The organism is Delftia sp. ASV31 (assembly GCF_016428765.1).
GTDB classification, from domain to species: domain Bacteria; phylum Pseudomonadota; class Gammaproteobacteria; order Burkholderiales; family Burkholderiaceae_C; genus Comamonas; species Comamonas acidovorans.
The window spans coordinates 20,031-43,464 of record NZ_JAELTK010000041.1 but is presented as its reverse complement, the minus strand read 5'-3'; the positions used below and the strand labels follow the sequence as shown (position 1 = coordinate 43,464).

The following is a 23,434-nucleotide window of genomic DNA, read 5'->3' as shown; positions in this document are numbered from 1 at the left end:
AATAGCCGGGCCCTGCTGTGAAACTGTTGTGATGCCTGGTTGCCCAATGCCCCGCAGCGGCGGCGGTCTTTGCTTGCGCGCCGCCGCAAAGCCGGGCAATCAGATGGCGTCCAGCGGAAACACCGGGCGGCCGACCCGGGCGAACGGAAAGCGCGAATAGTCCGAGGTGGTCACGCCGGGGCTGTCGCACTCGACCAGGCCGGCGGACAGCGGCACGAAGACGGGTCGGCAGTACATGCGCGACTTGAGCAGCACGAAGCGAAAGCGCGTCGGGTCCATGCCCACGCAGTGGAACACGCCCAGGTCCCAGGGCTCGTGCGTCTGCTCGGTGATCACGATCTGCGCTGCGCCCGTGTCCAGGCAGACCGTGCGGCCCATGTGGCAGCGCTGGCCAGTGTAGATGGGGCCGCTGACCGTGTAGGCGCCGTCGCTGACGGCACGCACCGTGCCGCGCAGCCGCAGCGGCTGCTTGTGCAGGCCTATGCGCTCCAGCGATACCTTGTTGCCCAGCGCGATCTCCACCTCGGCGCCTTCGCCCGCCGCCGTGAGCGAGGCAACCGCTTCGGGGTCGCACAGCGGGCCTACGGCAATGCCTGACAGGCCCAGCTCCAGCGCGGTCTGCAGCACGTCCATGGTGTCGCAGGTGCCGCCGGACATGCAGTTGTCGCCGTGGTCGAGCAGCAGCACGGGGCGGTCGGCGCCTTCGGCCAGGGTTTGGGCGCGGCGCAGCGAATCGGCCAGCGGCTCGCTGCGGTAGATGAAGTCGGCGCGCCGCTGCCAGATCCGGGCGGCCAGCGCGTCCACGCTCGCCTGGGTGGCCGCGCGCTCCTCGGTGCGACAGGTGGCGACCACGCTCACGCAGGGCGCGGCGATGTCGGCCAGCGAGAAGCCGCCGAACACCGAGACCGCCGGCAGGCCCTCCGCTTCCAGGGCGCGCGCTGCGTTCACGGCGTCCAGCATGGGGCCGTCCAGCGTGGTGCTGCGCAGCGTGTGGCTCATCAGGGGCAGGCGGTGCCAGCACACGGCGTAGCGCGCGCGGCCTGCCAGCATGTCCAGCAGCAGGCGGCCCGCGTGCTCGCCGGTCTCGTACATGTCGATGTGCGGATAGGTCTTGAAGCCCACCATCACGTCGGCATTGCCCACCATTTTTTCGGTGATGTTGCCGTGCAGGTCCAGCGCCACGCCAACGGGCACGCCGGGCGCGGCGGCGCGCACGCGTTCGAGCAGGTCGCCTTCGCCATCGGCACTGTTCTCGGCCACCATGGCGCCGTGCAGGTCCAGCAAGATGGCATCGCAGCCCGGCGCGGCCGCCACGATGCGGTGCGTGAGTTCGTCGTAGGCGGCCGCATGCACGGGGCCGCTGGGATTGGAGGTGGCCGATACCGGCGTGACCAGGGTGGCGCCCGCCGCCTCGGCCAGGTCGATGAAGGCGGCCATGGCCGTGCGCATGCCCTTGTTGGCTGCGTAGGCCGCCTCGCCATAGGTGGGTGCAAACGCCTCGATGGGCGTGGGCACGGGCGAGAAGGTATTGGTCTCGTGGTTGAGCCGGGCGATCAGGATCTTCATGCCGGCACCCCGCCGTCCGCTGCCTGCACCACGCCCGCGGCCGCCAGCATGGCGCGCAGCAGCACGTTGCAGCCGGCCTCCAGGTGGGCGGGCTCGGCGTCCTCGATCTCGTTGTGGCTGATGCCGTCGGCGCAGGGCACGAAGATCATGGCCGCAGGCGCCACGCGGGCCAGGTAGACGGCATCGTGGCCCGCGCCGCTGACCACGTCCATGGCGCTGTAGCCCAGGTCGGCGGCATTGGTACGCACGGCCTCCACTAGGTGCGGCGTGAAGGGCTGGGGCGGGAAGTAGACGACCTGCTCCACGCCAATGGTCACGCCACGCGCGGCGGCAATGCGCTCGCAGGCCGCGCGCAGTGCGGCGTCCATGTCCAGCAACTGGCCGTCGTCCGGCGCACGCAGGTCCACGCTGAGCTTGACGCCGCCCGGGATCACGTTGCGCGAGTTGGGAAACACCTCCAGCGATCCCACGGTGCCGCGCGCATGCGGCAGGCGGTCCAGGGCGATGCGGTTGACCTCGGCCACGATGCAGCTGGCGGCCAGCAGGGCGTCGTGGCGCAGCTCCATGGGCGTGGGGCCGGCATGGGCCTCCATGCCCTGCACGCTGACGTCGTACCAGCGCTGGCCCAGCGCGGCGCTGACCACGCCGATCACGCGTTCATGGTTTTCCAGCACCGGGCCCTGCTCGATATGGGCTTCGAAATATGCGCCCACCGCAGGCGCCGGGCCGGCCGGCCCGGCATAGCCGATGGCGCGCAGCGCCTCGTCCACGCTCACGCCCTGGGCATCGCGCTGGGCCAGCGCATGCTCCAGCGTGAAGGCATTGACGAACACGCCCGAGCCCATCATCACGGGCACGAAGCGCGAGCCTTCCTCGTTGGTCCACACGGCCACTTCCACCGGGGCACGCGTGCGCACGCCGCCATCGTTGAGCGTGCGCAGCACCTCCAGCCCGGCCAGCACGCCGTAGTTGCCGTCGAACTTGCCGCCTGTGGGCTGGGTGTCGATGTGGCTGCCCGTCATCACGGGCGGCAGCGCATCGTCCAGGCCCGCGCGGCGCGCGAAGATGTTGCCGATGGCATCGACGCGGATGCTGCAGCCGGCCTCGCGCGCCCACTGCACGAAGAGATCGCGCCCCTGGCGGTCCAGGTCCGTCAGCGCCAGGCGGCACACGCCGCCCTTGGGTGTGGCGCCTATGCGCGCCAGGTCCATCAGCGATTGCCACAGGCGGGCGCCGTCGGTGCGCAGCCCGGCCGCAACGGCGGTGGCTGCAAGAGGGGTACTGAGATCCATGAGTGACTCCTGGGAATGCGAAAGGCGGTGGATCAGGCGATCCCTACACCGAGATACCGGTCCTTGATGGCGTCATCGGCCAGGAAAGCGGCATTGCCTGCCTCGTGCGCAATCGCACCCTGTTCGATGATGTAGTGGCGGTCGGCCAGCTGGGTGCAGACCTCCAGGTTCTGCTCCACCAGCAAGATCGCCACGCCAGCGGCCTTGATGGTCTTGAGCTGGGCCACGATCTCCTCCACGATCACGGGCGCCAGGCCCTCGACGGGCTCGTCCAGCATGAGCAGGCGCGGCGCGTTCATCAGGGCGCGGCCTATGGCCAGCATCTGCTGCTCGCCGCCCGACAGCTGGCCGCCGCCGTTGCCGCGCCGCTCCTTGAGGCGCGGGAAGATGCGGTAGATGTCGGCCAGTTGCCAGGGCGAGCGTTTGCGCTGGCCCAGCAGCAGGTTCTCCTCCACCGTGAGCAGCTTGAAGATGCCGCGGTGCTCTGGCACCAGGCAGATGCCGCGCTGGGCCACCTGGTGCGTGGCCAGCCTGTGCACGGGCTCGCCGCCGAAGCGGATCTGCCCCTGCGAGGGCTGCATCACCCCCGCGATGGACTTGAGCGTGGTGGTCTTGCCCGCGCCGTTGCGGCCCAGCAGCGTGACCAGTTCGCCGTCCTGCACCTGCAGCGACACGCCCTGCAGCACATGGCTCTTGCCGTAGTGGGCGTGTATGCCCTCGACCGAAAGCAGGGGACCGCTCATGCCTTTCCTCCCGTGATCATGTTGCCCAGATAGGCGCTGCGCACGCGCTCGTCGGCGCGGATCTCGTGGGGCAGTCCTTCGGCCAGCACGCGGCCTTGCTGCATGACGGTGATGGTGTCGGAGATGTCCATGACGATGTTCATGTTGTGCTCGATGAGGACCACGGTGTGCTCGTCCCTGAGGCCCTGGATCAGGCGCTTCATCTCGTCCAGGTCGTCGATGCCCATGCCCGAGGTCGGCTCGTCCAGGAAGATGGCCTTGGGCCGGGCGGCCAGGGCCATGCCCACCTCCAGCCGCCGCTGCTGGCCGTGCGAGAGGTTGCCGGCCGGCGTGTCCGCATGGCGCTCCAGGCCCAGGCGCGACAGCACGCTGGCCACGGTGTCGGCCAGGGCGCGAGCACCCACGGGCGCGTTCCAGCAGTCCAGGGCCCTGGCGGGCGCCACGCCCTGCGCGGCCAGGCGCAGGTTCTCGCGCACGGGCAGGGTCAGGAACAGGCTGGTGACCTGAAAGGACCGTGCCATGCCACGGCGCACGCGGCGGTGGTCGGGCTCGCGCGTCACGTCGTGGCCGTCGAACACGATGCGCCCGCCGCTCACGCTCTTGGTGCCCGTGAGCATGTGGAACAGCGTGGTCTTGCCCGCGCCGTTGGGGCCGATCACCGAGTGCACGGTGTGGGCGCGGACCTTGAGGTCCACGCCGCCCAGGGCGACGAACTTGTCATAGCGTTTCTCGACGCCCACGGCCTCGAGCAGGATGGGAGATGCTGCGGCGCTCATGCCTGGCCTCCTTTGGTTTCTGCAGCGGCCGCCTCGGCATCCGCCGGCCCTTTGCGGCGCACCAGGGCCCACAGGCTCTCGCCCAGGCCCCACAGGCCGCGCTGCAGGCCCAGGCTCACGATCATCAGCACCACGCCCAGCAGCAGCAGCCAGCGCGGCCACAGGGTGGACAGCCAGTCGCCCAGCAGCACATAGAAGGCCGCGCCCAGCACCGAGGCCAGCAGGTTGCCCGCGCCGCCGATCACGGTCATCACCAGGATCATTTCGCTGGTGTGGTACTCGGCGTTGGACAGCGGGGCGATGCCCGTCATCATGGCGTGCAGCGCGCCGGCCAGGCCCGTGACCGCGCCCGAGATCACGAAGGCCTGCAGCTTGAGCAGCCTCAGGTCGTAGCCCACGGCGGCGGCGCGCTCCTCGTTGTCGCGCACGGCCAGCAGGGTGCGGCCGAACATGGAGTCGCAGACGCGGCGCAGCAGCCAGAACACCACCAGAAAGAGCACGGCCACAAAGCCGTAGTACTGCCAGGGCGTGGCCAGCGGCCACAGCGTCTGGCCGGCCACCGCGAGGGCGGGGCGGGGCACATCGAGCAGGCCGTTGTCGCCGCCGGTGATGTCCGTGGCCGAGTAGGCCAGAAAATAGAACATCTGCGCAAACGCCAGGGTCAGCATCACGAAATAGGTGCCGCGCTGGCGTATGGCCACCCAGCCGACGATGGCCGCGCCCACGGCGCCCATGGCCGTGGCGGCCAGCAGGGCCAGCGGCATGGGCAGCGGCCAGCGCGTCAGCAGCAGGGCGATGGTGTAGCTGCCCAGGCCGAAGAAGATGCCCTGGCCGAAGGACAGCAGCCCCGTGTAGCCCAGCAGCAGATTGCAGCCCATGGCCGCGAGGCCGAAGATCAGCACCTCGCTGGCCAGCGAGCCCGACTGCATGCACAGCGGCATGGCGACCACGATGGCCAGCGCGAGAAGGAGATGGGAATGCCTGGTCATGGTCTTCATCCTTTGCGGCCCAGCAGGCCATGGGGTCGCAGCAGCAGCACGGCGGCCATGGCCACGTAGATCATCAGGCGCGCGCCCTCTGGCCACAGCGTGCTCATCACGCTTTGCACGATGCCGATCAGCAGGCCGCCGACCAGGGCGCCGCCGAAGCTGCCCAGCCCGCCCACGACCACGATCACGAAGGCCACGCCCAGCGCCTCCACGCCCATGAAGGGCTCGGCGCCGCGTATGGGCGCGGCCAGCACGCCGGCCAGCGCCGCCGTGGCCGCGCCCAGCGCGAACACCAGGCTGAAGATGCGCAGCACGTTCACGCCCAGCAGGGACACCATCTCGGTCGATTCGCTGCCCGCGCGCACCGCGCTGCCCAGCCGCGTGCCCTCCAGCAGCCACCACAGCAGCACGGCCAGCACGGCCGTGAAGCCGATCACGAACAGCCGGTACTTGGGATAGACGAAGCTGCCCCACATCACCACGCCCTGCAGCAGATCGGGCACGGCTACGCTGTCGCCCAGCGGGCCCCATTGCACGATCACCAGCTCCTGCACCACCAGGGCCAGGCCCACGGTGACGATGATGTGGAACTCATGCGCCTTGGCATACACATGGCGCAGCATGAGTTTTTCCACCAGCCAGCCCAGCGCGCCCACGGCCAGCGGCACCACGACCAGGGACAGCCAGAAACTCATGCCCCAGCGCGTCATCTGGTAGCAGAAATAGGCGCCCAGCAGGTAGAAGGCACCGTGCGCGAAATTCACGAAACGCAGCAGGCCGAAAACGATGGACAGGCCCACGGCCAACAGGAAATACAGCATGCCTATGCCGATCCCGTTGATGGTCTGAAGCAGATAGATGCTCATACAGGGTCCGAAACGATGGACGAAGGAGGCGGCGCGGAATGCGCGATGGTTTGAACCCCGTGCGACACAGGACTGAGCCCTTGAACTGGCACGGCCCAACTCAGGGACACCGAGCAAGGGCCGCCCCGCTGCGAGGGTGTCGTCCCCCTCCCGAAGGAGAGGGGGAAGGCGCGCAGCGCCTCAGGGGGTGCCTTCCATCTCAGACCAGCTTGCAGCCGGTCTGGTCTACGGGCAGGAAGGACTTGCCTGAGCTGACCACATCCACGTAGTCGTCCTTGTTCTTCATCTTGGACTTGGCCTTGCCCTTGAGCAGGTAGTAGCTCTTGAGCACCTGGTGGTCGGCCTTGCGCACCTCTTCCTCGCCCGTCAGGCCCTGGTACTTCATGCCTTCCAGCGCGGCGACCACGGCCTTGGGGTCGGCCGTGCCGGCCTTGATGATGGCGTCGATCATCAGCTTGGTGCAGATGTAGTGGCCGGCCAGGCTGTAGTTGGGATTGGCCTTGAACTTGTCGTTGCAGCGCTGCACCAGGTCGCGGTTGAGCGGCGTGTCCACCGTGTGCCAGTACTGGGCGCCGAAGTACACGCCGTCGCACAGGTCGGCGCCCAGCGATTCGAACTGCTCCAGCCCCGAGGCCCAGGCGATCAGGATGGTCATGTTCTTGTTCATGCCGAAGCTGATGGCCTGGCGCAGCGTGTCCGAAGACTGGGCGCCGAAGTTCAGCAGCAGCAGCACGTCGGGCTTGGCGGCCACGGCATTGGTCAGGTAGCCGCTGAACTCCTTTTCGGTCAGCGAGTGGTAGCTGTTGCCCACATGCTCGATGCCCTTTTCCTTGAAGATGTTCTTGGCCGCCGTCAGCAGGCCGTCGCCGAACACGTACTGCGGCGTGATGGTGTACCAGCGCTTGGCCTTGGGCAGGGATTCGACCAGCGGGCGCACGGTCTGCTCGATGGCGCCGAAGGTGGGCGCCGACCAGCGGAAGGTGGCGCTGTTGCAGTCCTTGCCCGTGATCTCGTCGGCGCCTGCGGTGGTGATGAAGATGCCGCCGGCCTTCTCGGCCTCCTTGCCCATGGCCAGCGCCTCCGACGACAGGATGCCGCCTGCGAAGAAGCGCGTGCCCTGCTGCTGCGAAGACTCCTGCAGTTTGCGCACGGCCGTGGCGGGCTTGCCCTCGGTGTCCAGCACGGTGTAGGCCAGCGGGCGGCCCAGCGCCTTGCCGTACTGCTCGATGGCCAGCTTCATGCCCAGATCCGCATACTTTCCGTTGGCCGCGAAGGCGCCCGACATGGGCACGGGGCAGGCGAACTGGATGCTGTCCTTGGACTGCGCCCAGACGCTGCGGCCCAGGCCCAGCGATGCGGGCAATGCGCCCAGTGCCGAGAGTTGCAGGAGGTGACGACGTTGCATGGGATCTCCGTGATGGGGACTGAAGGCGCGGCGGCCCGGGTACGCTTTTCAGAGCAAGTTGCATGCCAGTCGAAATGGGTGCGTGCAGGCTCCTTGATTCATATTTATAGTGATAAATAGAAGAAATAGGGCGCGTGCTAACCCTAGGCGGGCACGGCCACGCGCCATGGCGGTGCATACTGCACCAAACCCGCATGCAGACTGGGCGCGGACACGATCCGGTGCCCTTCCGGAGAACACAACAATGGATACACCCAAGTCGCCCTCCCTGGCCATCCGGCAGCTCAAGCGCCCGGATCTCGTGGCCCAGGAGATCAAGCGCCTGATCACCGAAAAGAACCTCAGCCCCGGCGACCGCCTGCCGCGCGAAAGCGAGCTGCAGGCACAGTTCCAGGTCAGCAAGGGCACGATCCGCGAGGCCCTCAAATCGCTGGAAGTGCAGGGGCTGATCACCATCTCCACCGGCCCTTCGGGCGGTGGCACGGTCGTCGAGGTGCCGTTGGACCGCACGCTGCAGTTCATGCAGAACTACCTGTTCTTCCAGGAGGTGACCATCGACGACATCTATACGGTGCGCCAGATGCTGGAGCCCGAGCTGGCGGCAGGCGCCGTGCCCCATCTGACCGAGGCGGATTTCGACGCGCTGGAGCACAGCATCGCCTGCTGCGACCCCACGCAAAGCAGCGAGGACCTGGTGAGCCAGCGGCGCGAGGACGTGAACTTCCACGACATCCTTGCCGCGGCCAATCCCAACCCCTTCCTGCGCTTCACCTGCGAGCTCATCAACGAGATGATTCGCCAGCTCATCGTCTTCGCCAACCGCACGCCCCAGTCCGAGCACCGGCGCTTTGGCGAGGCCAATGCCCGGATCCACCGCGACATCGTGCAGGCCGCACGCGAACGCGATGCCGTGAAGGTGCATGCGCTGATGCAGCAGCACATGCGGGATGCGGCCAGCAGCGTCAAGCGCATGAAGGGCCGCATCCAGGGGCGGCTCATCCTGGATGCCGACAGCCTGCGCAGTCCGCGTCCGCAACGCGCCGTGCAGCCGGTGGAAAAGCCGGCGATGGCAGTACCGAGGACTGCACCAAAAAAGGCACCGAAGCCGGCTGCAAAGGCGGCGCCAACAACAACGGCAAGGCCGGCCGCAAGGACCGCCGCAAAAGCCGTCGCGAAGACCGCCGCAAAGGCGGCTCCGAAGGCGCCCGACAAGCCACTGTCGGCGCGTCCCGCCGCCGCACGCAAGCGCGCGGCCTCCTGAACTGTCCCGCGCCGGTCATTGCCGCCCCGCGCCACGCGTTTCGCGCCGCCCGCTGCTGGTATGCTGCCGCGCGCTCGGCCTTCACGCATTCCACCCCCCACGAGACAACAGCATGAGACAAACCCCTTTCGCATCTTCCCGTACCCCTGCCCTGTGGCGCGCCCTGGCCGGCGGCCTGGCGCTGGCGGCCACGCTGGCGGCGCCCTTCGCCCATGCCCAGGGCGCAGGCAGCTATCCGTCCAAGACCATTCGCCTGGTCGTGCCCTTTGCGCCTGGCGGCTCCACCGACATCCTGGGCCGCCTGCTGGCGCAAAAGATGGGCGAGAGCATGCACACCACGGTGGTGGTGGATAACAAGCCCGGCGCCAACGGCACCATCGGCTGCGACCTGGTGGCCAAGGCGCCGGCCGACGGCTACACCGTGGTGCTGGGCGATGTGGGCTGCATGGCCATGGCCAAGGGCCTGTACACCAAGCTGCCCTATGACCCGCTGCGCGACTTCGCGCCCATCAGCCTGGTGGCACGCAGCCCGCTGGTGCTCACCGTGGGCGCGCAAAGCCCGTTCCACTCGCTCAAGGAGCTGACGGCGGCGGCCCAGGCCCAGCCCGGCAAGCTCAACTACCCCTCGTCGGGCACGGGCGGCCCCAACCACCTGGGCGCCGAGCTGTATGCCATGCAGGCCAAGGTCAAGATCGGCCACGTGCCCTACAAGGGCAGTGCGCCTTCCGTGGTGTCGCTGGCCGCCGGCGAGACCGACTTCGGCTTTCTCACGGCCGTGACGATTGCCGCGCAGCTCAAGGCCGGCAAGGTGCGCGCCCTGGCCGTGGCCCACAACGAACGCCTGCAGTCCATGCCCGACGTGCCCACCATGTCCGAGGCCGGCCTCAAGGACTTCACGGCCGATGCCTGGTTCCTCGCGGCCGTGCCCGCAGGCACGCCCAAGCCCATCGTGGACCGGCTCTACGCCGAGATCGCCAAGGCCCTGCCCGCGCCCGAGGTCAAGGAAAAGCTGGACGCCATGGGCGTGCTGCCCTCGGGCCTCAAGCCCGATGCCTCGGCCCAGTTCCTGCGCGTGGAAGTGGACAAGTGGCGCGATGTGATCAAGAACGCGGGCATCACGCTGGACTGATTTCGCAGCCTTGCCATTGCCATGTAAAAAAGCCCCTGCGGCCTCACGGCCCAGGGGCTTTTCTCATGTGCCGGAGATGCTCAGTTCGTTTCCGTCAGGGCATCGCCCAGGGCGCTGACCAGCCGCTCGATCTCGGCCTTCTCGCTGATGAAGGGCGGTGCGATCTGGATGGTGTCGCCGCCGTAGCGCACGTAAAAGCCCTTGTCCCAGCACTTCATGGCGATCTCGTAGGGACGGCGGGCCGGCTCGCCGGGCAGCGACTCGATGGTGAAGCCCGCCGCCAGGCCGAAGTTGCGGATGTCGGCCACATGCTTTGCTCCCTTGAGGCTGTGCACGGCCTGCTCGAAGAACGGGGCCAGCGCGCGCACGCGGCCCGGGCCGTCCTCGCGCTGCAGCAGGTCCAGCGCGGCCACGCCTGCTGCGCAGGCAACGGGGTGGGCCGAGTAGGTGTAGCCGTGCGGGAACTCCAGCATGTACTCGGGGCCGCCCGCTGCCATGAAGGTGTCGTAGATCTCCTTGCTGGCCACCACGGCGCCCAGGGGCTGGGCGCCATTGGTCACCTGCTTGGCGATGTTCATGATGTCGGGCGTGACGCCGAAGGCCTCGGCCCCCGTCATGGCGCCGCAGCGGCCAAAGCCCGTGATGACCTCGTCGAAGATCAGCAGGATGTTGTTCTGCGTGCAGATCTCGCGCAGGCGCTGCAGGTAGCCGGCCGGCGGAATCACCACGCCGGCCGAGCCCGAGAAGGGCTCGACGATGACGGCTGCGATGTTGCTGGCGTCATGCAGGGCGATCAGGTCCAGCAGCCGGTCGGCCAGCGCGCGGCCATCGGTGGCGGGCATGCCTTTGTGGAAGGACCCCAGCGCCGGCTGCGTGTGCGGCAGATGGTCGGCCTCCACGCCCTGGCCGAAGGTCTTGCGGTTGCCCACCATGCCGCCGACCGAGATGCCGCCGAAGTTCACGCCGTGGTAGCCCTTCTCGCGCCCGATCAGCCGGGTCTTGCCGCCCTGGCCCTTGGCACGCCAGTAGGCGCGCGCCATCTTCAGCGCCGTGTCGGCCGCCTCCGAGCCCGAGCCCGTGAAGAACACATGGTCCAGGCCTGCAGGCGTCAGCTCCTTGATCTTGTTGGCCAGCGCGAACGAGGCCGGGTGGCCGAACTGGAAGGCCGGCGCATAGTCCAGCTGCTGGGCCGCGCGGCCGATGGCTTCGGCGATCTCGCGGCGGCCATGGCCCAGGCCCGAGCACCACAGGCCCGACAGGCCGTCGAAGATCTTGCGGCCGTCGGCATCGGTGTAGTAGGCGCCCTGGGCGCTGGTGATCATGCGCGGGCGCGCCTTGAACTCGCGGTTGCCGGTGAAGGGCATCCAGTGGGCGTCAAGCCAGGCGGCATCGGTGCGCGTGGCGGCTGCAGCGCCTTGTTCGGTGGGAACCAGGGTCATGGTGATCTCCTCGGGCCGGGAAAGAAATAAAGGAACCGGCCCATTGTGATCGTGCCTTTTGATTTCTCGAAGTGCGTGATATCGAGGTTCACTTGCGGATTTCTGCAAGTGAGCAGGGGCTTGCCGATCCGGGCCCGGAGAGCGCGCATTGTGGGAATCCATGGCCGTCTCCGCCCTGGTGCTCGCCTATAGTGGCTCCCCTGTAGTGGTGGCCGGTTCAGGCGGGCACCGGGAGGCGAAGGGCGATGGCGGATTTTTCGATGGACAGCACCCCAGGCCGCCCGGCGCGGGACGGGCGTGCGCGCGCCGCGCTGGGCCAGTTGGGCGACATGGACCTGCGCCTGCTGCGCGTGTTCAAGGCCGTGGTCGAGTGCGGCGGCATGTCGGCTGCCGAGCTGGAGCTGAACATCGGCAGCTCCACGCTGAGCCGCCATATGAAGGACCTGGAGGAGCGCCTGGGCCTGACGCTGTGCCGGCGCGGGCGCGCGGGCTTCGCGCTCACGCCCGAAGGCCATCGCATCTATGAGGCCACCTTGCAACTGCTCGGTGGCGTGGAAGGCTTCCTGGGCCAGGTGGACGACATCCATGGCCGGCTGGCCGGCACGCTGGACGTGGCGCTGTTCGACAAGACCGTGGGCAATCCGCAGTCGCGCATTCCCGAGGCGATCGGCGTTTTGCACGACCAGGCGCCGCAGCTGCATCTGCGCCTGCATGTGGCCTCCATCCAGGCCATCGAGCGCGGGCTGATGGAGGGGCGCTGGCAGGTGGGCGTGCTGCCATCGGCACCCAGTTCGGGCGCGCTGGACAGCGCCCGGCTGTTTGGCGAGCGCATGCAGCTGTATTGCGCTCCCGGCCATCCGCTGCATGGCGCCGACCATGATGCGCTGGACTGGGACAGCCTGGGTGCGCATGCCTTCGCAGGCCTGGGCTACCAGTCGCCCAACATGGCGCTCAGCCACCAGGCCGGCCTGCAGCGCCAGGCCACCGGTTTTGACCAGGAGGCCATTGCCATGCTGGTGCGATCGGGCTGCTACCTGGGCTTTCTGCCCGATCACTATGCACAGGCCATGCAGGACCAGGGCCTGCTGCAGGCCGTGGCACCGCACCGCTTTTTCTATCTGTGTGATTTCTTCGCCGTCTGGCGCAATGCCGTGGCCCCTGGGCGTGCAGCCCGGGTGTTCATTGACGCGCTGTTGGCCGTGCACCATGGATGAACGGGTTCATCACAGCCTTGGAAAGAGGAAATTCACAGGTTTGATATCAGGATGTGCACAGGTTTTTGCACAGCTTGTGCTCAGGTTTTTGCAGCGTATGCGCTTGACAATGTTTGGCATTGTGGCCGGGGCCAGGGCTTCAGTCCGCCCCGATTGCGCCGACATGCATGCATGGATTCCGTGTCGGCCCTGGGCCGTACGAGCAGCGCCTTGATACCAACGATTTCGCATTTCCCGGGTTCTTGCCACCATGCGCCGCCATGTCCACCTCTCTTGCCGCCACGGCAGGGCCGGGTTTCAGCCCGTGCCGCCATCGACCATCCTGGCCAGGGTCTCGGCCAGCCATTTCCCGAATGAATCTGCGCCAAGGGGCTGCATGGGTGTCGGCATGGGCATGGGCATGTTCATCTCCGTGTTCCCGGCAGGCTCAGGCTGCAGCCGTGGGCGGCGCCATCGCGGCGGCGGCATCGGCACGGCGGCGCAGGCCCCGTTCCCAGAGCTTTTCATGGAAGAAGAAGGCCACGGCCTGGACGGTGGGCTCCAGCAGGCTGAGCGTCAGCGCGGCCCAGAGGTTGCGGGTCACGGCATAGGCCACGGCCGCCGCCACCGTGACGTGGATGACGTAGTAGCTGGCGGTTTTCATCAGCGTGTGGCGGTGGTGGTGCAGGGTCTGGCGGATGCGGGTCATGGGGCTTTCCTCGGGGCTTTTCTCGTGATGAGACTCCATGCTAGGTGTGATCAATAGCTGCGGCCAATCGAAAATGAATATCAAAGACATGAAGACTATCGATGGCGGGCAGGCAGGTGCCGTGGCCCTGTGCCATTCAGGGGGGGCGCCATGAATTGGGACGAGATCTTCGTGCTCGGATGGGCACCCCATCCGCAGTGGTTCCAGTGGCTGCATCCGGGCCTGGTGGCGCTGTCAGTGGTGGTGGCCGTGGCCACGTCGATGATGGCCATGCAGATCGCGGGGCTGGCGCGCAATGCCGCCTCGCCCCGGATACGCCGCACCGGCGTGCTGACCGGCGCCTTCTGCCTGGGCGCCGGCATCTGGGCCATGCACTTCATCGGCATGCTCGCCTTTGTGCCCTGCACCTTCGGCGACTACGACCCCTGGATCACCGCGCTGTCCATGCTGCCCAGCATGCTGGCGTCCTGGCTGGCGCTGACGCTGATGGTGCGGCCCCGGCTGTCCGCCCAGGCGCTGGTCGGCGGCGGCGTGCTCATGGGGCTGGGCATTGGCTCCATGCACTACATCGGCATGGCGGCGGCCCAGACCTGGAGCCTGATGCTCTACGACCCCTGGGGCGTGCTGCTGTCGGTGATCGTGGCCGCCACCATGGCCATGCTGTCGCTGTGGGTGCGCTTTCGGCTGGGCAACACGGGCCGCCTGTGGCCCACCCTGGTGGCCGGCATAGTCATGGGCCTGGCCATTTCCTGCATGCACTATGCGGGCCTGTACGCACTGCGCCTCAAGCCCGGTATCGATGCGCTGGCGCAGCAGCAGGCGCCCACGCATGCGCTGCTGGTGTTCTCCATCGTGGGCGTGGTGGTGCTGATCTTCGGCCTGGTGCTCGCGGTCAACATGACGCTGCGCTACCGCCAGATCTACCGGCAGGTCCAGCGCAGCGAGTCGCGCCTGCGCGCCGTGGTGGATACGGCGGTGGACGGCATCGTGATGATCGACGGGCGCGGCAGCATCGTCTCGTTCAACGGCGCGGCCGAGCGGCTGCTGGGCTGGACGGCGCAGGAGGTGCTGGGCCGCAGCGCCAGCCTGCTCATGCCTGCATCGGGCTGCGATGGTGAGGGCGGCTCGCTGGAAAAGCAGCTGGCCGCTGGCTTTGCAGGCCTGCTCGGCTCCAGCCGCGATGTCCATGCCCTGCACAAGGACGGCACGCAGATCGCCGTGCGCCTGGCCGTGGGCCGGGTGGCGATTGCGGGCGATCCGCTGTTCGTGGGCTTTGTGACCGACATCCGCGAGCGCCGCCAGATGCTGCAGTCGCTGCGCCGCAGCGAGGAGCAGTACCGCACCCTGATCAACAACGTGCCGGGCACCACCTTCCGCTGCCTGTACGACGGCAAGTGGACGCCGCTGCTGCTCAGCCGCTCCATCAAGGAGCTGACCGGCTGGACGGAGCAGGACTTCACGGACGGACTCACGGGCTGGGACCGGCTCATCCATGCCGAGGACCGCGACCGGCTGGAGGCTGCGGTCTCGCATTCGCTGTCACGGCGCCAGACCTACAACGCCGACTACCGCCTGCTGCACCGCGACGGCAGCACCCGCTGGGTGTCCGAGACCGGGCGCGGCGTCTTCAACGAGCACGACGAGCTGACCTGGATCGACGGCGTGATCATGGACCAGACGGCGGCGCGCGCGCGCAATGCCGAGTTCGAGGGCACGGTGCGCGCCATCGACCTGTCGCTGGCCACCATCGAGTACGACCTGCTGGGCCAAGTGCTGCGCGCCAACCGCAATTTCCTGGACCTGTTCGGCTACCGGCTCGACGAGGTCGCGGGCCGCCACCACGGCATGTTCTGCGAGCCCGGCTATGCCCACACGCCCGAGCATGTGCAGTTCTGGCGCCGCCTGGCCGAGGGCGAATTCCAGGCCGGCGAATTCCTGCGCTGCGGGCGCGAGGGGCGGCGCATCTGGGTGCAGGCCACCTACAACCCCATACGCGACGCCGACGGCCGGCCCTACAAGATCGTCAAGCTGCTCACCGACATCAGTGCCCAGCGCAAGCTGGCCCAGGAGCTGGTGCTGGCCAAGGAGCATGCCGAGGCGGCCGCCGCCGCGCGCAGCACCTTCCTGGCCAACATGAGCCACGAAATCCGCACGCCCATGAACGCCATCATCGGCTTCACCGAGGCGCTGCGCGAAACCGCCCTGCAGCCCACGCAGGCGCGCTATCTGGACACGGTGCACTACGCGGCGCGCTCCATGTTGCGCCTGCTCAATGACATCCTGGACACGGCCAAGCTCGACAAGGGCGCGGTGGAGCTGGAGATCGAGGATTTCTCGGTGCGCGAACTGTGCCAGCAGATCCTGGCGTCGCTGCGCATCACGGCGGACCGCAAGGGCCTGGACTTGCGCCTGGACTACGACCCGCACACACCGGCGGCCCTGCGTGGCGACGGCATGCGCGTGCAGCAGATCCTGGTGAACCTGCTGGGCAATGCCGTGAAGTTCACCGAGCGTGGCCATGTGCTGCTGCGCGTGCGCTACGAGCAGGGCGTGCTGCAGCTCGATGTGCATGACACGGGCATCGGCATCGCGCCCGAGAAGATCCACCGCATCTTCGACCCCTTCGCCCAGGCCGATGCCTCGACCACGCGGCGCTTTGGCGGCACGGGCCTGGGCACGACCATCTCGCGCCAGCTGGCCGAGCTCATGGGCGGCAGCATCCAGCTGCACAGCACCGTGGGCGTGGGCACGGTGTTCGAGGTGCGCCTGCCCCTGCCGGTCGGCGAGAGCCCGCTGTCCGAGCGCGGCGCGGCCAGCCGCGGCCTGCCGCCGCTGCACATCCTGGCCGTGGACGATGTGCCCGAGAACCTGGAGCTGCTGCAGATCAACTTCTCCAGCCAGAACCACCAGATGGCGCTGGCGCATGACGGTGCCGAGGCGCTGCGCCGCGTGCAGGCGCAGGAGCCGCCCTTCGACGTGGTGCTGATGGACCTGCAGATGCCGGGCATGGACGGCCTGGCGGCGGCGCGTGCCATCCGCGTCTGGGAGCGGCAACTGCAGCGCCGGCCCGTGCCCATCGTCGCGCTGTCGGCCAGCGTGCTGGAGAAGGACCGCAGCGACGCCAGCGCCGCCGGCATGGACGGCTTTGCCTCCAAGCCGCTGGACATGGCGCGGCTGCAGGCCGAGATCGCGCGGCTGCTGTCGCTGCAGGTGGCGCTCAAGGAGGCCAGGCCGCCCGCGCCCGCCAGTGCCCAGGCGGGGCTGCCCGATGTCACGGTGGACTGGGCCTCGGGCATTGCGCTGTGGGGTCGGGTCGATCCGCTGGTGGCCGCCATACGGCGCTTTCTGAACGAGCAGCTTGACCTGGCCGATCGCCTGCGCCGTGCCCTGCAGCGCCCGGGGACCGAGGCCCTGGTGGGCCTGGCGCACCGCGTGCGCGGCGCGGCAGGCAACCTGGGGCTGCAGGCCGTATACCGCCTGGCATCGCGCCTGGAAGGCCATGCGCAGGATGGCGCCCCGCAGCCCCAGCTGCTTGCCCTCATCGACCAGTTGCAGCAGGCGCTGGATGCCGTGACGCAGGAGCTGCGCCAGCGCCATCCGGCCGCCATGCCGGTGGCCGAGGTCGCGGGCCAGGCGCTGCCCGGTGGCACGGCACCGGCGCCGCCCGTGGCCGATGCCGGGCCGCAGGGCGGCGCGTCCTGCCTGCCGGCCGATGCCCGGCCCTGGCTGGAGCGCATCGTTGCCGCATTGCAAAGCGGGGAACTGGACGGGCAGGCCATGCAGGCCCTGGTGCGCATACTGACGGCCGAACAGCTGCAACCACTGCAGCAGGCACTGGATAATTTCGACTTCGAGCGTGCGCAGGAATGCGCCCAGCAGCTGCAGCAGCAACTGCCCTCGATCGATGGAGACAGAGCATGAATGCGCCCAATCTACTGGCAACGGACAAGCGCCCGCGCCTGCTGCTGGTCGATGACGACCCGACCAACCTGCATGTGCTGCGCCAGATCCTGGGCGAGGACTACCGGCTCTCGTTCGCCACGGACGGGCGCAAGGCATTGCAGCTGGCACAGCACCAGCCGGACCTGATCCTGCTGGACATCATGATGCCCGAGCTCGATGGCTACGCCGTGTGCCGCCAGCTCAAGGCACAGGCCGACACCGCCCGCATCCCGGTGATCTTCATCACGGCCCTGTCGGACGGGCAGGACGAGGCGCTGGGCTTTGCCTCCGGCGCGGTGGACTACATCGTCAAGCCCGTGCGTGCGCCCGTGGTGCGCGCGCGGGTGCGCAACCACCTGTCGCTGGTCAAGCTCGACGAGTTGCGCAGCACCCGCCTGCAGATCGTGCAGCGCCTGGGCCGCGCGGCCGAGTACCGCGACAACGAAACCGGCATGCACGTGATCCGCATGAGCCACTACGCAAAGACGTTGGCGCTGGCGGCCGGCTGCACCGACGAGTGGGCCGACGACCTGCTCAACGCCGCGCCCATGCACGACGTGGGCAAGATCGGCATCCCCGATGCCATCCTGCTCAAGAACGGCCCGCTGACGGCCGAGGAATGGACCGTCATGCGCCGCCATCCGCAGATCGGCGCCGAGATCATCGGCGAGCACGACTCCCAGGTGCTGCAGATGGCCTACAGCATTGCGCTGACCCATCACGAGAAATGGGACGGCACGGGCTACCCGCAGGGCCTGGCGGGCGAGGACATTCCGCTGGCCTCGCGCATCGTGGCCGTGGCCGACGTGTTCGACGCGCTCACCACGGAGCGCCCCTACAAGCACGCCTGGACCGTGGACGACGCCATGGAGCACATAGAGCAGCAGGCCGGCGCCCACTTCGACCCGCGCCTGGTGCCGCTGTTCATCGGCCTGCGCCCGCAGCTGGAAGACATACGCGAGCGCTGGAAGGATTGACTGCACCGGCAGCACCGATTCCGGCAGGGCATGCTGGGGCATGGGCCATCGCTTACCCTGGCGGGCCTGCCATCGGCGCTCAAATGACCTGTCCATGTCTTCTCCCCCGCCCCTCGCTGGCCGCTTCCATGTCCGCGCACTGACCGCTGCCGACCTGTCCGATCTGCTGCACATCCAGCTGGCCTGCTATGGCGCGGACTATGCCGAGAGCGGCGAGGTCTTTGCGCGGCGCCTGGCCAGCGCGGCGAACTGCTCGCTGGCGCTGGAGCAGGGCGGCCGGGTGCGCGCCTACCTTGCGGCCTACCGCAGCCGGATGGCCAAGATCACCCCGCTGCACGGTGACTTCGAAGCCGTGGAGCAGGCCGATACCCTCTACCTGCACGACATGGCCGTGCACCCCGACGCTGCAGGCCAGGGCCTGGCGCGCGCGCTGCTGGCGCCGCTGTGGGACAGGGCGCGTGCCGAGGGCCTGCGCCACACGGCCCTGGTCTCGGTGCAGGGCTCACGCGGCTACTGGGAGCGCCATGGCTATGCCGTGCAGGCGCTGGCGAACCCGCTGCAGCAGCAGCGCCTGGACAGCTATGGCGACGGTGCGCTGTACATGGTCCGGCCGCTATAGGCGCGGTGTCGCGCGGGTGGCCGGCAGGGCGTGTTGAGGGCGTGTTGATGGGGTTTTGGCCGGGACGTGGCGGCCGCCTCTGGTCATAATGCGCGCCATGCCCGATCGCTGGAAACCCAATGTCACTGTGGCGGCCATCATTGAGCGCGATGGCCGTTTTCTGCTGGTGGAAGAAGACACGGCCGATGGCGTGCGCTACAACACGCCCGCAGGCCATCTCGACCCGGCCGAGTCGCCCATCGCCGCCTGCGTGCGCGAGGTCGATGAGGAAACCGCGCACGACTTCGTGCCCACGGCCCTGGTCGGCATTTACCTGAACCGCTTCGTTCGCACGCGCACGGGTTCGGACATCACCTATCTGCGCTTTGCGTTCACGGGCGAGCTGGGTGACTTCCGGCCCGGCCAGCCGCTGGATGACGGCATCCTGCGCACGGTCTGGATGACGCTGGACGAACTGAAGGCCTGCGCAGCCCAGCACCGCAGCCCGCTGGTGATGCAAAGCATCGAGGACTACCTGGCCGGCCGCCGCTACCCGCTGGAGCTGATCCATACCGATCCCAGCGTGATGCAGGCTCCGCAGCCCCACTGAGTCACCAAGGCACCGAGCACCATGCCGGCCCTGTCTGTCACAAAACGCCACGCTCCCGCGTCTTGATGGCATGCAGACCTCCTCCGTCACCGACGATCCCCTGGCGCTGTTCGAGCGCCACCGCCCGCGCCTGTTCGGCCTGGCCTACCGCATGCTGGGCCAGCGCGCCGATGCCGAGGACCTGGTCCAGGAAGCCTGGCTGCGCTGGCATGGCGCCGAGCGCGCCGGCATAGAGCAGCCCGAGGCCTGGCTGGTCTCCGTGACCACGCGCTTGGCCATAGACCGGCTGCGCCGCCTGCGCGCCGAGCGCGAGCACTACCAGGGCTTCTGGCTGCCCGAGCCCCTGGTCCAGCCCTGGGCCGAGGAGGCCGCGCCCTCGGCCGAAGACCTGCTGGAGCGTGCCCACGACGTGTCCACGGCCCTGATGTTCGTGCTGGAGCAGCTCACCCCCGACGAACGTGCGGCCTTCCTGTTGCGCGAGATCTTCGATGCCGACTATGCCGAGGTGGCCCAGGCCCTGGGCCGCAGCGAGGCTGCCTGCCGCCAGCTCGTGCACCGCGCCCGCAGCCATGTGCAGGCCGGTCGCCCGCGCTTTGCGGCGCCGCCCGAGGCCCATGCCGCGCTGCTGCAGCGCTTTGCGCAGGCCGTGCAGGGCGGGAACTTCGCGCAGATCCAGGCGCTGTTCGCGCCCGATGCCGAACTCATCAGCGACGGCGGCGGCAAGGTGCCCTCGTTCGGCCGCGTGCTGGAGACGGGCCGGCGCCTGGCCCTGCTGTACTTCGCCACCACGCGCCGCATGCGGCGCAACGGCCAGCGCCAGACCCTGCACCTGGCGCGCGTCAACGGCCTGCCGGGCCTGCTGCGCTGCATCGACGGCGAGCTGGAGTCCGTGCAGACGCTGCTGGTCGAGGACGGCCTGATCCGCTGCATCTACACGCTGCGCAACCCCGACAAGCTGGCCGGCGTGGCCGTGCCGGCGCCACTGCCGTTCCCTGCAGGCCCGGCAGGCCCGGCAGCGTAGTCAGAGGGTCAGATGAACTGAAGATCGCGGGGTGTGACGCCCTCGAACACGCGCTGCAGCTGGGCCGGGCTCAATCCATACATGCGCTGGAACAGGCCGCCCAGCACGGCACGGTACTCGTTGAGCACGGGATGGTCGCGGTTCTGGAACAGGTTTTTCTGGTTGACCTCGACCTGCTCGCCCACGATACGCCCGCCAGCGCGCGAGGACAGCCCGCCGCCCAGCAGCCAATAGGTCGTGCCGTGGCCGTGGTCCGTGCCCTTGTTGCCGTTTTCGCGGAAGGTGCGGCCGAACTCGCTGATCACCACCACCACCGTATGCCGCCAGGCCTCGGGGCCGATCTCCTGGGCAAAGCCGGCCAGGCCCCGGCCCAGCTCGTCCAGCCGCCCGGCCAGCGCGCCCGTGGCGCCGCCCTGGGCCACGTGCGTGTCCCAGCCGCCCACATCGACAAAGCCCAGGTCGAAGCGCTCGCGCATCAGGGCCGCCATGCGCTGCGCCACCAGGGCAAAGCCGCGTGCGCTGATGGCATTGCGCCCGGCCTGGTCCATTTCCTCCTGCACGCTGCGCTGCACGGCATCACGCACCGCAAAGCCCTCCTGCACGGCCGGGCCCAGGGCAGTGCCCGCGTACATGGCGGCAATGGCCTGGCTGCGGCGATCGTCCAGGCCGCCCTTGCCCACGGATGCCAGCGCCATGTTGGCGGCCGGCAGGCTGCCGCGCAGCAGCAGCGGAAGCTGGGGCGTGAAGGCCATGGGCGATACCGCCGTGCGGCCATCCTGTCCCAGCACCTGGGCCAGCCGGTTCAGAAAGCCCGACTGGTAGCTGCGGCGCCCGTCCAGGCCCTGGCCCAGCTCGATGGAGTCCTGCGTCTCGAAATGGCTGCGCGACAGGTCGTGCGTGCCCGCAAAGGGCACAAAGCAGGCTTGGCCTGCCTGGAACAGCGGGTGGATGCTGTCCTGCAGCACCGGGTGCAGGCCCCAGCGGTCGTCCAGCGCCAGGGCGCCCCGGGCCTCGCCGGGCCGGGCAATGGCGATGCTGGGGCGGGCCTCGTAGTAGAAGTCGCTGTGCGTGGGCACGAGCAGATTGCTGCTGTCATAGGCGCCGCGCAGGAACACCAGCAGCAGGCGCGGCGTGGCTGGCCGGTGCGTGGCGGCCTGCAGCCGGCCCAGGTGGGCGGCAAAGGGCAGGGTGGAGGCCAGGGACAGAAAGTGGCGTCGCTGCATGGACAGTCTCCCGGGGGTCAGCGGAACATCATTTCGGGGGCGGACAGGAAGTAGGTATTCCAGTCCGCCGGATTGCGGGCCTGGGCCAGTGCCGCCTGCGTGGCCTGGCTCCACTGCGGCAGGCGCTGGCGCACGCTGGCCAATTCCGACAGCGTGGCGTAGGGCGGCTTCTCCAGCGCGTCTGCGGGGTCGGCGCGGAACAGCACGGCGCTGCGCGTGGCGATCTGTCGCGCCACCTCGAAGCGTGCCGCCATCTGGCCCGAGCTGGCCCAGTCGGACTGCATCTGCGGATAGCCGTCCGGCGTCTCATGCGCATAGAGGTTCTGCCCCAGCCGGTTGACCCAGCCCAGCACCGGCGCCACGTCGGCCGCCACGCGCTGGTCCACCGACAGCCGCGTGGCGGCCAGCACGTAGTGCAGCGGATCGCGGAACTTGCGGCCGAAGGGGGCGGCCTCGGGATCGGCCAGCAGCGTGGCCACGGTGGCCGCGATATCGCCCCGGCTGCGCGTGAAGGCCTGGGCCGTGCGCTGCACCAGGGCAGGCGGCGGATCGTCGGCAATGAAGAACACCGCCAGCTTGCGCGCGATGAACTGCGCCGTGGCCGGCGAGGCGACGATGCGGTCCAGCGCCTCCTGGACCTCGGCCATGCCGCGTGCGTGCAGGGGCTGGCCCAGGAAGGACTTGGGGCCGTAGTCGTGCCGGTTGGGGTTGAACTCGAAAAAGCCCGAGCGCAGGTAGTCGCCCTGGCGCTCGGGGCGCATGCGCGGCGGCGGCGTGCCGGCCGGCTGCAGGCTGATGCCCACGCCGGTCAGGATGCGCGCCATCTCCTGCACATCGGCCTGGGTGTAGCCGCTGCCGACGCCCATGGTGTGAAGCTCCAGCAGTTCGCGCGCGTAGTTCTCGTTGATGCGGCCTGCCGCATTGCTGGCGTTGTCCAGGTAGCGCAGCATGGCCGGGTGGCGCAGCGAGGCTTCCAGCAGGCTGCGAAAGCTGCCCAGCGCATGCGGGCGTATGGCCTGCTCCTCGTAGTCGCCCACCCAGGCGCGGATATCGGCCTTGCGCAGGCTGACGCTGAAATGGTTCATCCAGAACCAGGTCATTTGCTCCTGCAGCTGTGCCGGCGAGTACAGCGCGCGGATCACGAAGCGCTTCTGGGCATCGTTGCCCAACTGGTTCAGCGTGCGCTGGTAGGTCTGCTGCAGCGTGGCCTTTTCATCGGCCGATGCCGCCTCCTGCACGGCCTTGCGCTGGGTCTCCAGTTCCAGCAGCACCTCGTTCATGGGGCGCTGGCTGATGCCCAACTGGTCAATCCGCTGCTGTGCCTGCGGCGGCAGCGGCCGGGGGCCGGGCTGCAACTGCCGGGCCAGCCAGGCCTTCAAGCCCAGGCGCTGCAGCTGTGCATCCTCGCTGTCGGTGGCGCCCCAGGTCACGCGGTCCAGCCATTGCTGGCGCTGCGCGGCGGTGAGGGGTGCATCGGGCAGGGCCTGGAGTGCAGGCGTTGCGGAGGAGGGCGGCGCCTGCAGGGGCGCGCAGCCCGTGGCCAGGGCGATGGCGCAGAACGTGAGAGCGATGGCGAACGGCGATGTGCGGCGCATGGTGTCTCGGTGGGTAGGGGGCATCCATTGGACGCCAGCATCCTCCGCCCATGTGCTTCGCCCTGTAAAGCGCCGGTAGCAAAAAGTAAAAGGCAAAAAA

General features: G+C 68.6%; 19 protein-coding genes. 8 read left to right on the top strand and 11 right to left on the bottom strand.

The features are described from left to right. Positions 1 to 99 precede the first annotated feature (99 nt). The 7 genes from JHD82_RS16000 to JHD82_RS15970 all read right to left on the bottom strand — a co-directional run bounded on the left by JHD82_RS16000 (position 100) and on the right by JHD82_RS15970 (position 7,637). The gene (locus JHD82_RS16000) at positions 100 to 1,566 is read right to left on the bottom strand and encodes a M81 family metallopeptidase (RefSeq protein WP_199137387.1); all 1,467 of its coding nucleotides are present in this window, start codon (positions 1,564 to 1,566) and stop codon (positions 100 to 102) included. Further along, complete coding sequence (locus JHD82_RS15995) at positions 1,563 to 2,858, bottom strand: Zn-dependent hydrolase (protein WP_012207825.1); 1,296 nt, start codon at positions 2,856 to 2,858, stop codon at positions 1,563 to 1,565. The genes JHD82_RS16000 and JHD82_RS15995 overlap by 4 nt, the downstream gene beginning before the upstream one ends. Positions 2,859 to 2,890: 32 nt before the next feature. Beyond that, positions 2,891 to 3,601, bottom strand: coding sequence for an ABC transporter ATP-binding protein (locus JHD82_RS15990; RefSeq protein ID WP_013804788.1), 711 nt, complete (start codon positions 3,599 to 3,601; stop codon positions 2,891 to 2,893). Continuing rightward, positions 3,598 to 4,377: an ABC transporter ATP-binding protein gene (locus JHD82_RS15985; RefSeq protein ID WP_012207823.1), complete on the bottom strand. Its 780-nt coding sequence runs from the start codon at positions 4,375 to 4,377 to the stop codon at positions 3,598 to 3,600. The genes JHD82_RS15990 and JHD82_RS15985 overlap by 4 nt, the downstream gene beginning before the upstream one ends. Continuing rightward, positions 4,374 to 5,366: a branched-chain amino acid ABC transporter permease gene (locus tag JHD82_RS15980; protein ID WP_199137385.1), complete on the bottom strand. Its 993-nt coding sequence runs from the start codon at positions 5,364 to 5,366 to the stop codon at positions 4,374 to 4,376. Before JHD82_RS15980 ends, JHD82_RS15985 begins: the two co-directional genes overlap by 4 nt. A gap of 5 nt (positions 5,367 to 5,371) precedes the next feature. Continuing rightward, positions 5,372 to 6,232, bottom strand: a complete 861-nt coding sequence (locus tag JHD82_RS15975; protein ID WP_012207821.1) for a branched-chain amino acid ABC transporter permease — start codon at positions 6,230 to 6,232, stop codon at positions 5,372 to 5,374. Positions 6,233 to 6,431: 199 nt separating this feature from the next. After that, positions 6,432 to 7,637 (bottom strand): ABC transporter substrate-binding protein, encoded by a 1,206-nt coding sequence (locus tag JHD82_RS15970; RefSeq protein ID WP_096914536.1) that lies wholly within the window; start codon positions 7,635 to 7,637, stop codon positions 6,432 to 6,434. A 244-nt stretch (positions 7,638 to 7,881) separates the two neighbouring features. On the opposite strand from JHD82_RS15970, the gene JHD82_RS15965 reads away from it, so the two are divergent. Further along, positions 7,882 to 8,898 carry a FadR/GntR family transcriptional regulator gene (locus JHD82_RS15965; RefSeq protein WP_199137383.1) on the top strand — a complete coding sequence of 339 codons (1,017 nt, stop codon included), beginning with the start codon at positions 7,882 to 7,884 and terminating at the stop codon, positions 8,896 to 8,898. A 112-nt stretch (positions 8,899 to 9,010) separates the two neighbouring features. Continuing rightward, complete coding sequence (locus JHD82_RS15960) at positions 9,011 to 10,027, top strand: tripartite tricarboxylate transporter substrate binding protein (protein ID WP_012207818.1); 1,017 nt, start codon at positions 9,011 to 9,013, stop codon at positions 10,025 to 10,027. 80 nt (positions 10,028 to 10,107) lie between these two features. Here the strand turns inward: JHD82_RS15960 and JHD82_RS15955 are convergent, their stop codons facing one another. After that, entirely contained in the window at positions 10,108 to 11,466 is a 1,359-nt protein-coding gene (locus JHD82_RS15955) for an aspartate aminotransferase family protein (RefSeq protein WP_199137381.1), read from the bottom strand. Between the two features lie 245 nt (positions 11,467 to 11,711). Here JHD82_RS15955 and JHD82_RS15950 point away from each other — a divergent pair, with 245 nt between their 5' ends. Next, the gene (locus JHD82_RS15950; RefSeq protein ID WP_199137379.1) at positions 11,712 to 12,680 is read left to right on the top strand and encodes a LysR family transcriptional regulator; all 969 of its coding nucleotides are present in this window, start codon (positions 11,712 to 11,714) and stop codon (positions 12,678 to 12,680) included. A 427-nt stretch (positions 12,681 to 13,107) separates the two neighbouring features. Here JHD82_RS15950 and JHD82_RS15945 read toward each other — a convergent pair whose 3' ends face one another. After that, positions 13,108 to 13,368, bottom strand: coding sequence for a DUF2061 domain-containing protein (locus JHD82_RS15945; protein WP_013804781.1), 261 nt, complete (start codon positions 13,366 to 13,368; stop codon positions 13,108 to 13,110). Between the two features lie 150 nt (positions 13,369 to 13,518). Between JHD82_RS15945 and JHD82_RS15940 the strand changes: the two genes are divergently transcribed. The 5 genes from JHD82_RS15940 to sigJ all read left to right on the top strand — a co-directional run bounded on the left by JHD82_RS15940 (position 13,519) and on the right by sigJ (position 20,516). Continuing rightward, positions 13,519 to 17,289 (top strand): PAS domain S-box protein, encoded by a 3,771-nt coding sequence (locus JHD82_RS15940; protein ID WP_199137377.1) that lies wholly within the window; start codon positions 13,519 to 13,521, stop codon positions 17,287 to 17,289. Next, positions 17,286 to 18,287: an HD-GYP domain-containing protein gene (locus JHD82_RS15935; RefSeq protein WP_012207812.1), complete on the top strand. Its 1,002-nt coding sequence runs from the start codon at positions 17,286 to 17,288 to the stop codon at positions 18,285 to 18,287. Before JHD82_RS15940 ends, JHD82_RS15935 begins: the two co-directional genes overlap by 4 nt. A gap of 94 nt (positions 18,288 to 18,381) precedes the next feature. Then, positions 18,382 to 18,906 (top strand): GNAT family N-acetyltransferase, encoded by a 525-nt coding sequence (locus JHD82_RS15930; RefSeq protein ID WP_013804779.1) that lies wholly within the window; start codon positions 18,382 to 18,384, stop codon positions 18,904 to 18,906. 88 nt (positions 18,907 to 18,994) lie between these two features. After that, positions 18,995 to 19,495 carry an NUDIX hydrolase gene (locus JHD82_RS15925; RefSeq protein ID WP_012207810.1) on the top strand — a complete coding sequence of 167 codons (501 nt, stop codon included), beginning with the start codon at positions 18,995 to 18,997 and terminating at the stop codon, positions 19,493 to 19,495. Between the two features lie 70 nt (positions 19,496 to 19,565). Then, complete coding sequence (sigJ, locus tag JHD82_RS15920) at positions 19,566 to 20,516, top strand: RNA polymerase sigma factor SigJ (protein ID WP_199137375.1); 951 nt, start codon at positions 19,566 to 19,568, stop codon at positions 20,514 to 20,516. An 8-nt stretch (positions 20,517 to 20,524) separates the two neighbouring features. On the opposite strand, the gene JHD82_RS15915 is transcribed toward sigJ, so the two are convergent. Then, positions 20,525 to 21,739, bottom strand: coding sequence for a DUF1501 domain-containing protein (locus JHD82_RS15915; RefSeq protein ID WP_199137373.1), 1,215 nt, complete (start codon positions 21,737 to 21,739; stop codon positions 20,525 to 20,527). Positions 21,740 to 21,756: 17 nt separating this feature from the next. Continuing rightward, positions 21,757 to 23,334: a DUF1800 domain-containing protein gene (locus tag JHD82_RS15910; protein WP_199137371.1), complete on the bottom strand. Its 1,578-nt coding sequence runs from the start codon at positions 23,332 to 23,334 to the stop codon at positions 21,757 to 21,759. Between the last annotated feature and the right edge of the window lie 100 nt (positions 23,335 to 23,434).

Coding starts and splice junctions, on each gene's coding strand:
- JHD82_RS16000 (WP_199137387.1), bottom strand. CDS start 1,566: ATGAAGATCCTGATCGCCCGGCTCAACCACGAGACCAATACCTTCTCG.
- JHD82_RS15995 (WP_012207825.1), bottom strand. CDS start 2,858: ATGGATCTCAGTACCCCTCTTGCAGCCACCGCCGTTGCGGCCGGGCTG.
- JHD82_RS15990 (WP_013804788.1), bottom strand. CDS start 3,601: ATGAGCGGTCCCCTGCTTTCGGTCGAGGGCATACACGCCCACTACGGC.
- JHD82_RS15985 (WP_012207823.1), bottom strand. CDS start 4,377: ATGAGCGCCGCAGCATCTCCCATCCTGCTCGAGGCCGTGGGCGTCGAG.
- JHD82_RS15980 (WP_199137385.1), bottom strand. CDS start 5,366: ATGACCAGGCATTCCCATCTCCTTCTCGCGCTGGCCATCGTGGTCGCC.
- JHD82_RS15975 (WP_012207821.1), bottom strand. CDS start 6,232: ATGAGCATCTATCTGCTTCAGACCATCAACGGGATCGGCATAGGCATG.
- JHD82_RS15970 (WP_096914536.1), bottom strand. CDS start 7,637: ATGCAACGTCGTCACCTCCTGCAACTCTCGGCACTGGGCGCATTGCCC.
- JHD82_RS15965 (WP_199137383.1), top strand. CDS start 7,882: ATGGATACACCCAAGTCGCCCTCCCTGGCCATCCGGCAGCTCAAGCGC.
- JHD82_RS15960 (WP_012207818.1), top strand. CDS start 9,011: ATGAGACAAACCCCTTTCGCATCTTCCCGTACCCCTGCCCTGTGGCGC.
- JHD82_RS15955 (WP_199137381.1), bottom strand. CDS start 11,466: ATGACCCTGGTTCCCACCGAACAAGGCGCTGCAGCCGCCACGCGCACC.
- JHD82_RS15950 (WP_199137379.1), top strand. CDS start 11,712: ATGGCGGATTTTTCGATGGACAGCACCCCAGGCCGCCCGGCGCGGGAC.
- JHD82_RS15945 (WP_013804781.1), bottom strand. CDS start 13,368: ATGACCCGCATCCGCCAGACCCTGCACCACCACCGCCACACGCTGATG.
- JHD82_RS15940 (WP_199137377.1), top strand. CDS start 13,519: ATGAATTGGGACGAGATCTTCGTGCTCGGATGGGCACCCCATCCGCAG.
- JHD82_RS15935 (WP_012207812.1), top strand. CDS start 17,286: ATGAATGCGCCCAATCTACTGGCAACGGACAAGCGCCCGCGCCTGCTG.
- JHD82_RS15930 (WP_013804779.1), top strand. CDS start 18,382: ATGTCTTCTCCCCCGCCCCTCGCTGGCCGCTTCCATGTCCGCGCACTG.
- JHD82_RS15925 (WP_012207810.1), top strand. CDS start 18,995: ATGCGCGCCATGCCCGATCGCTGGAAACCCAATGTCACTGTGGCGGCC.
- sigJ (WP_199137375.1), top strand. CDS start 19,566: ATGCAGACCTCCTCCGTCACCGACGATCCCCTGGCGCTGTTCGAGCGC.
- JHD82_RS15915 (WP_199137373.1), bottom strand. CDS start 21,739: ATGCAGCGACGCCACTTTCTGTCCCTGGCCTCCACCCTGCCCTTTGCC.
- JHD82_RS15910 (WP_199137371.1), bottom strand. CDS start 23,334: ATGCGCCGCACATCGCCGTTCGCCATCGCTCTCACGTTCTGCGCCATC.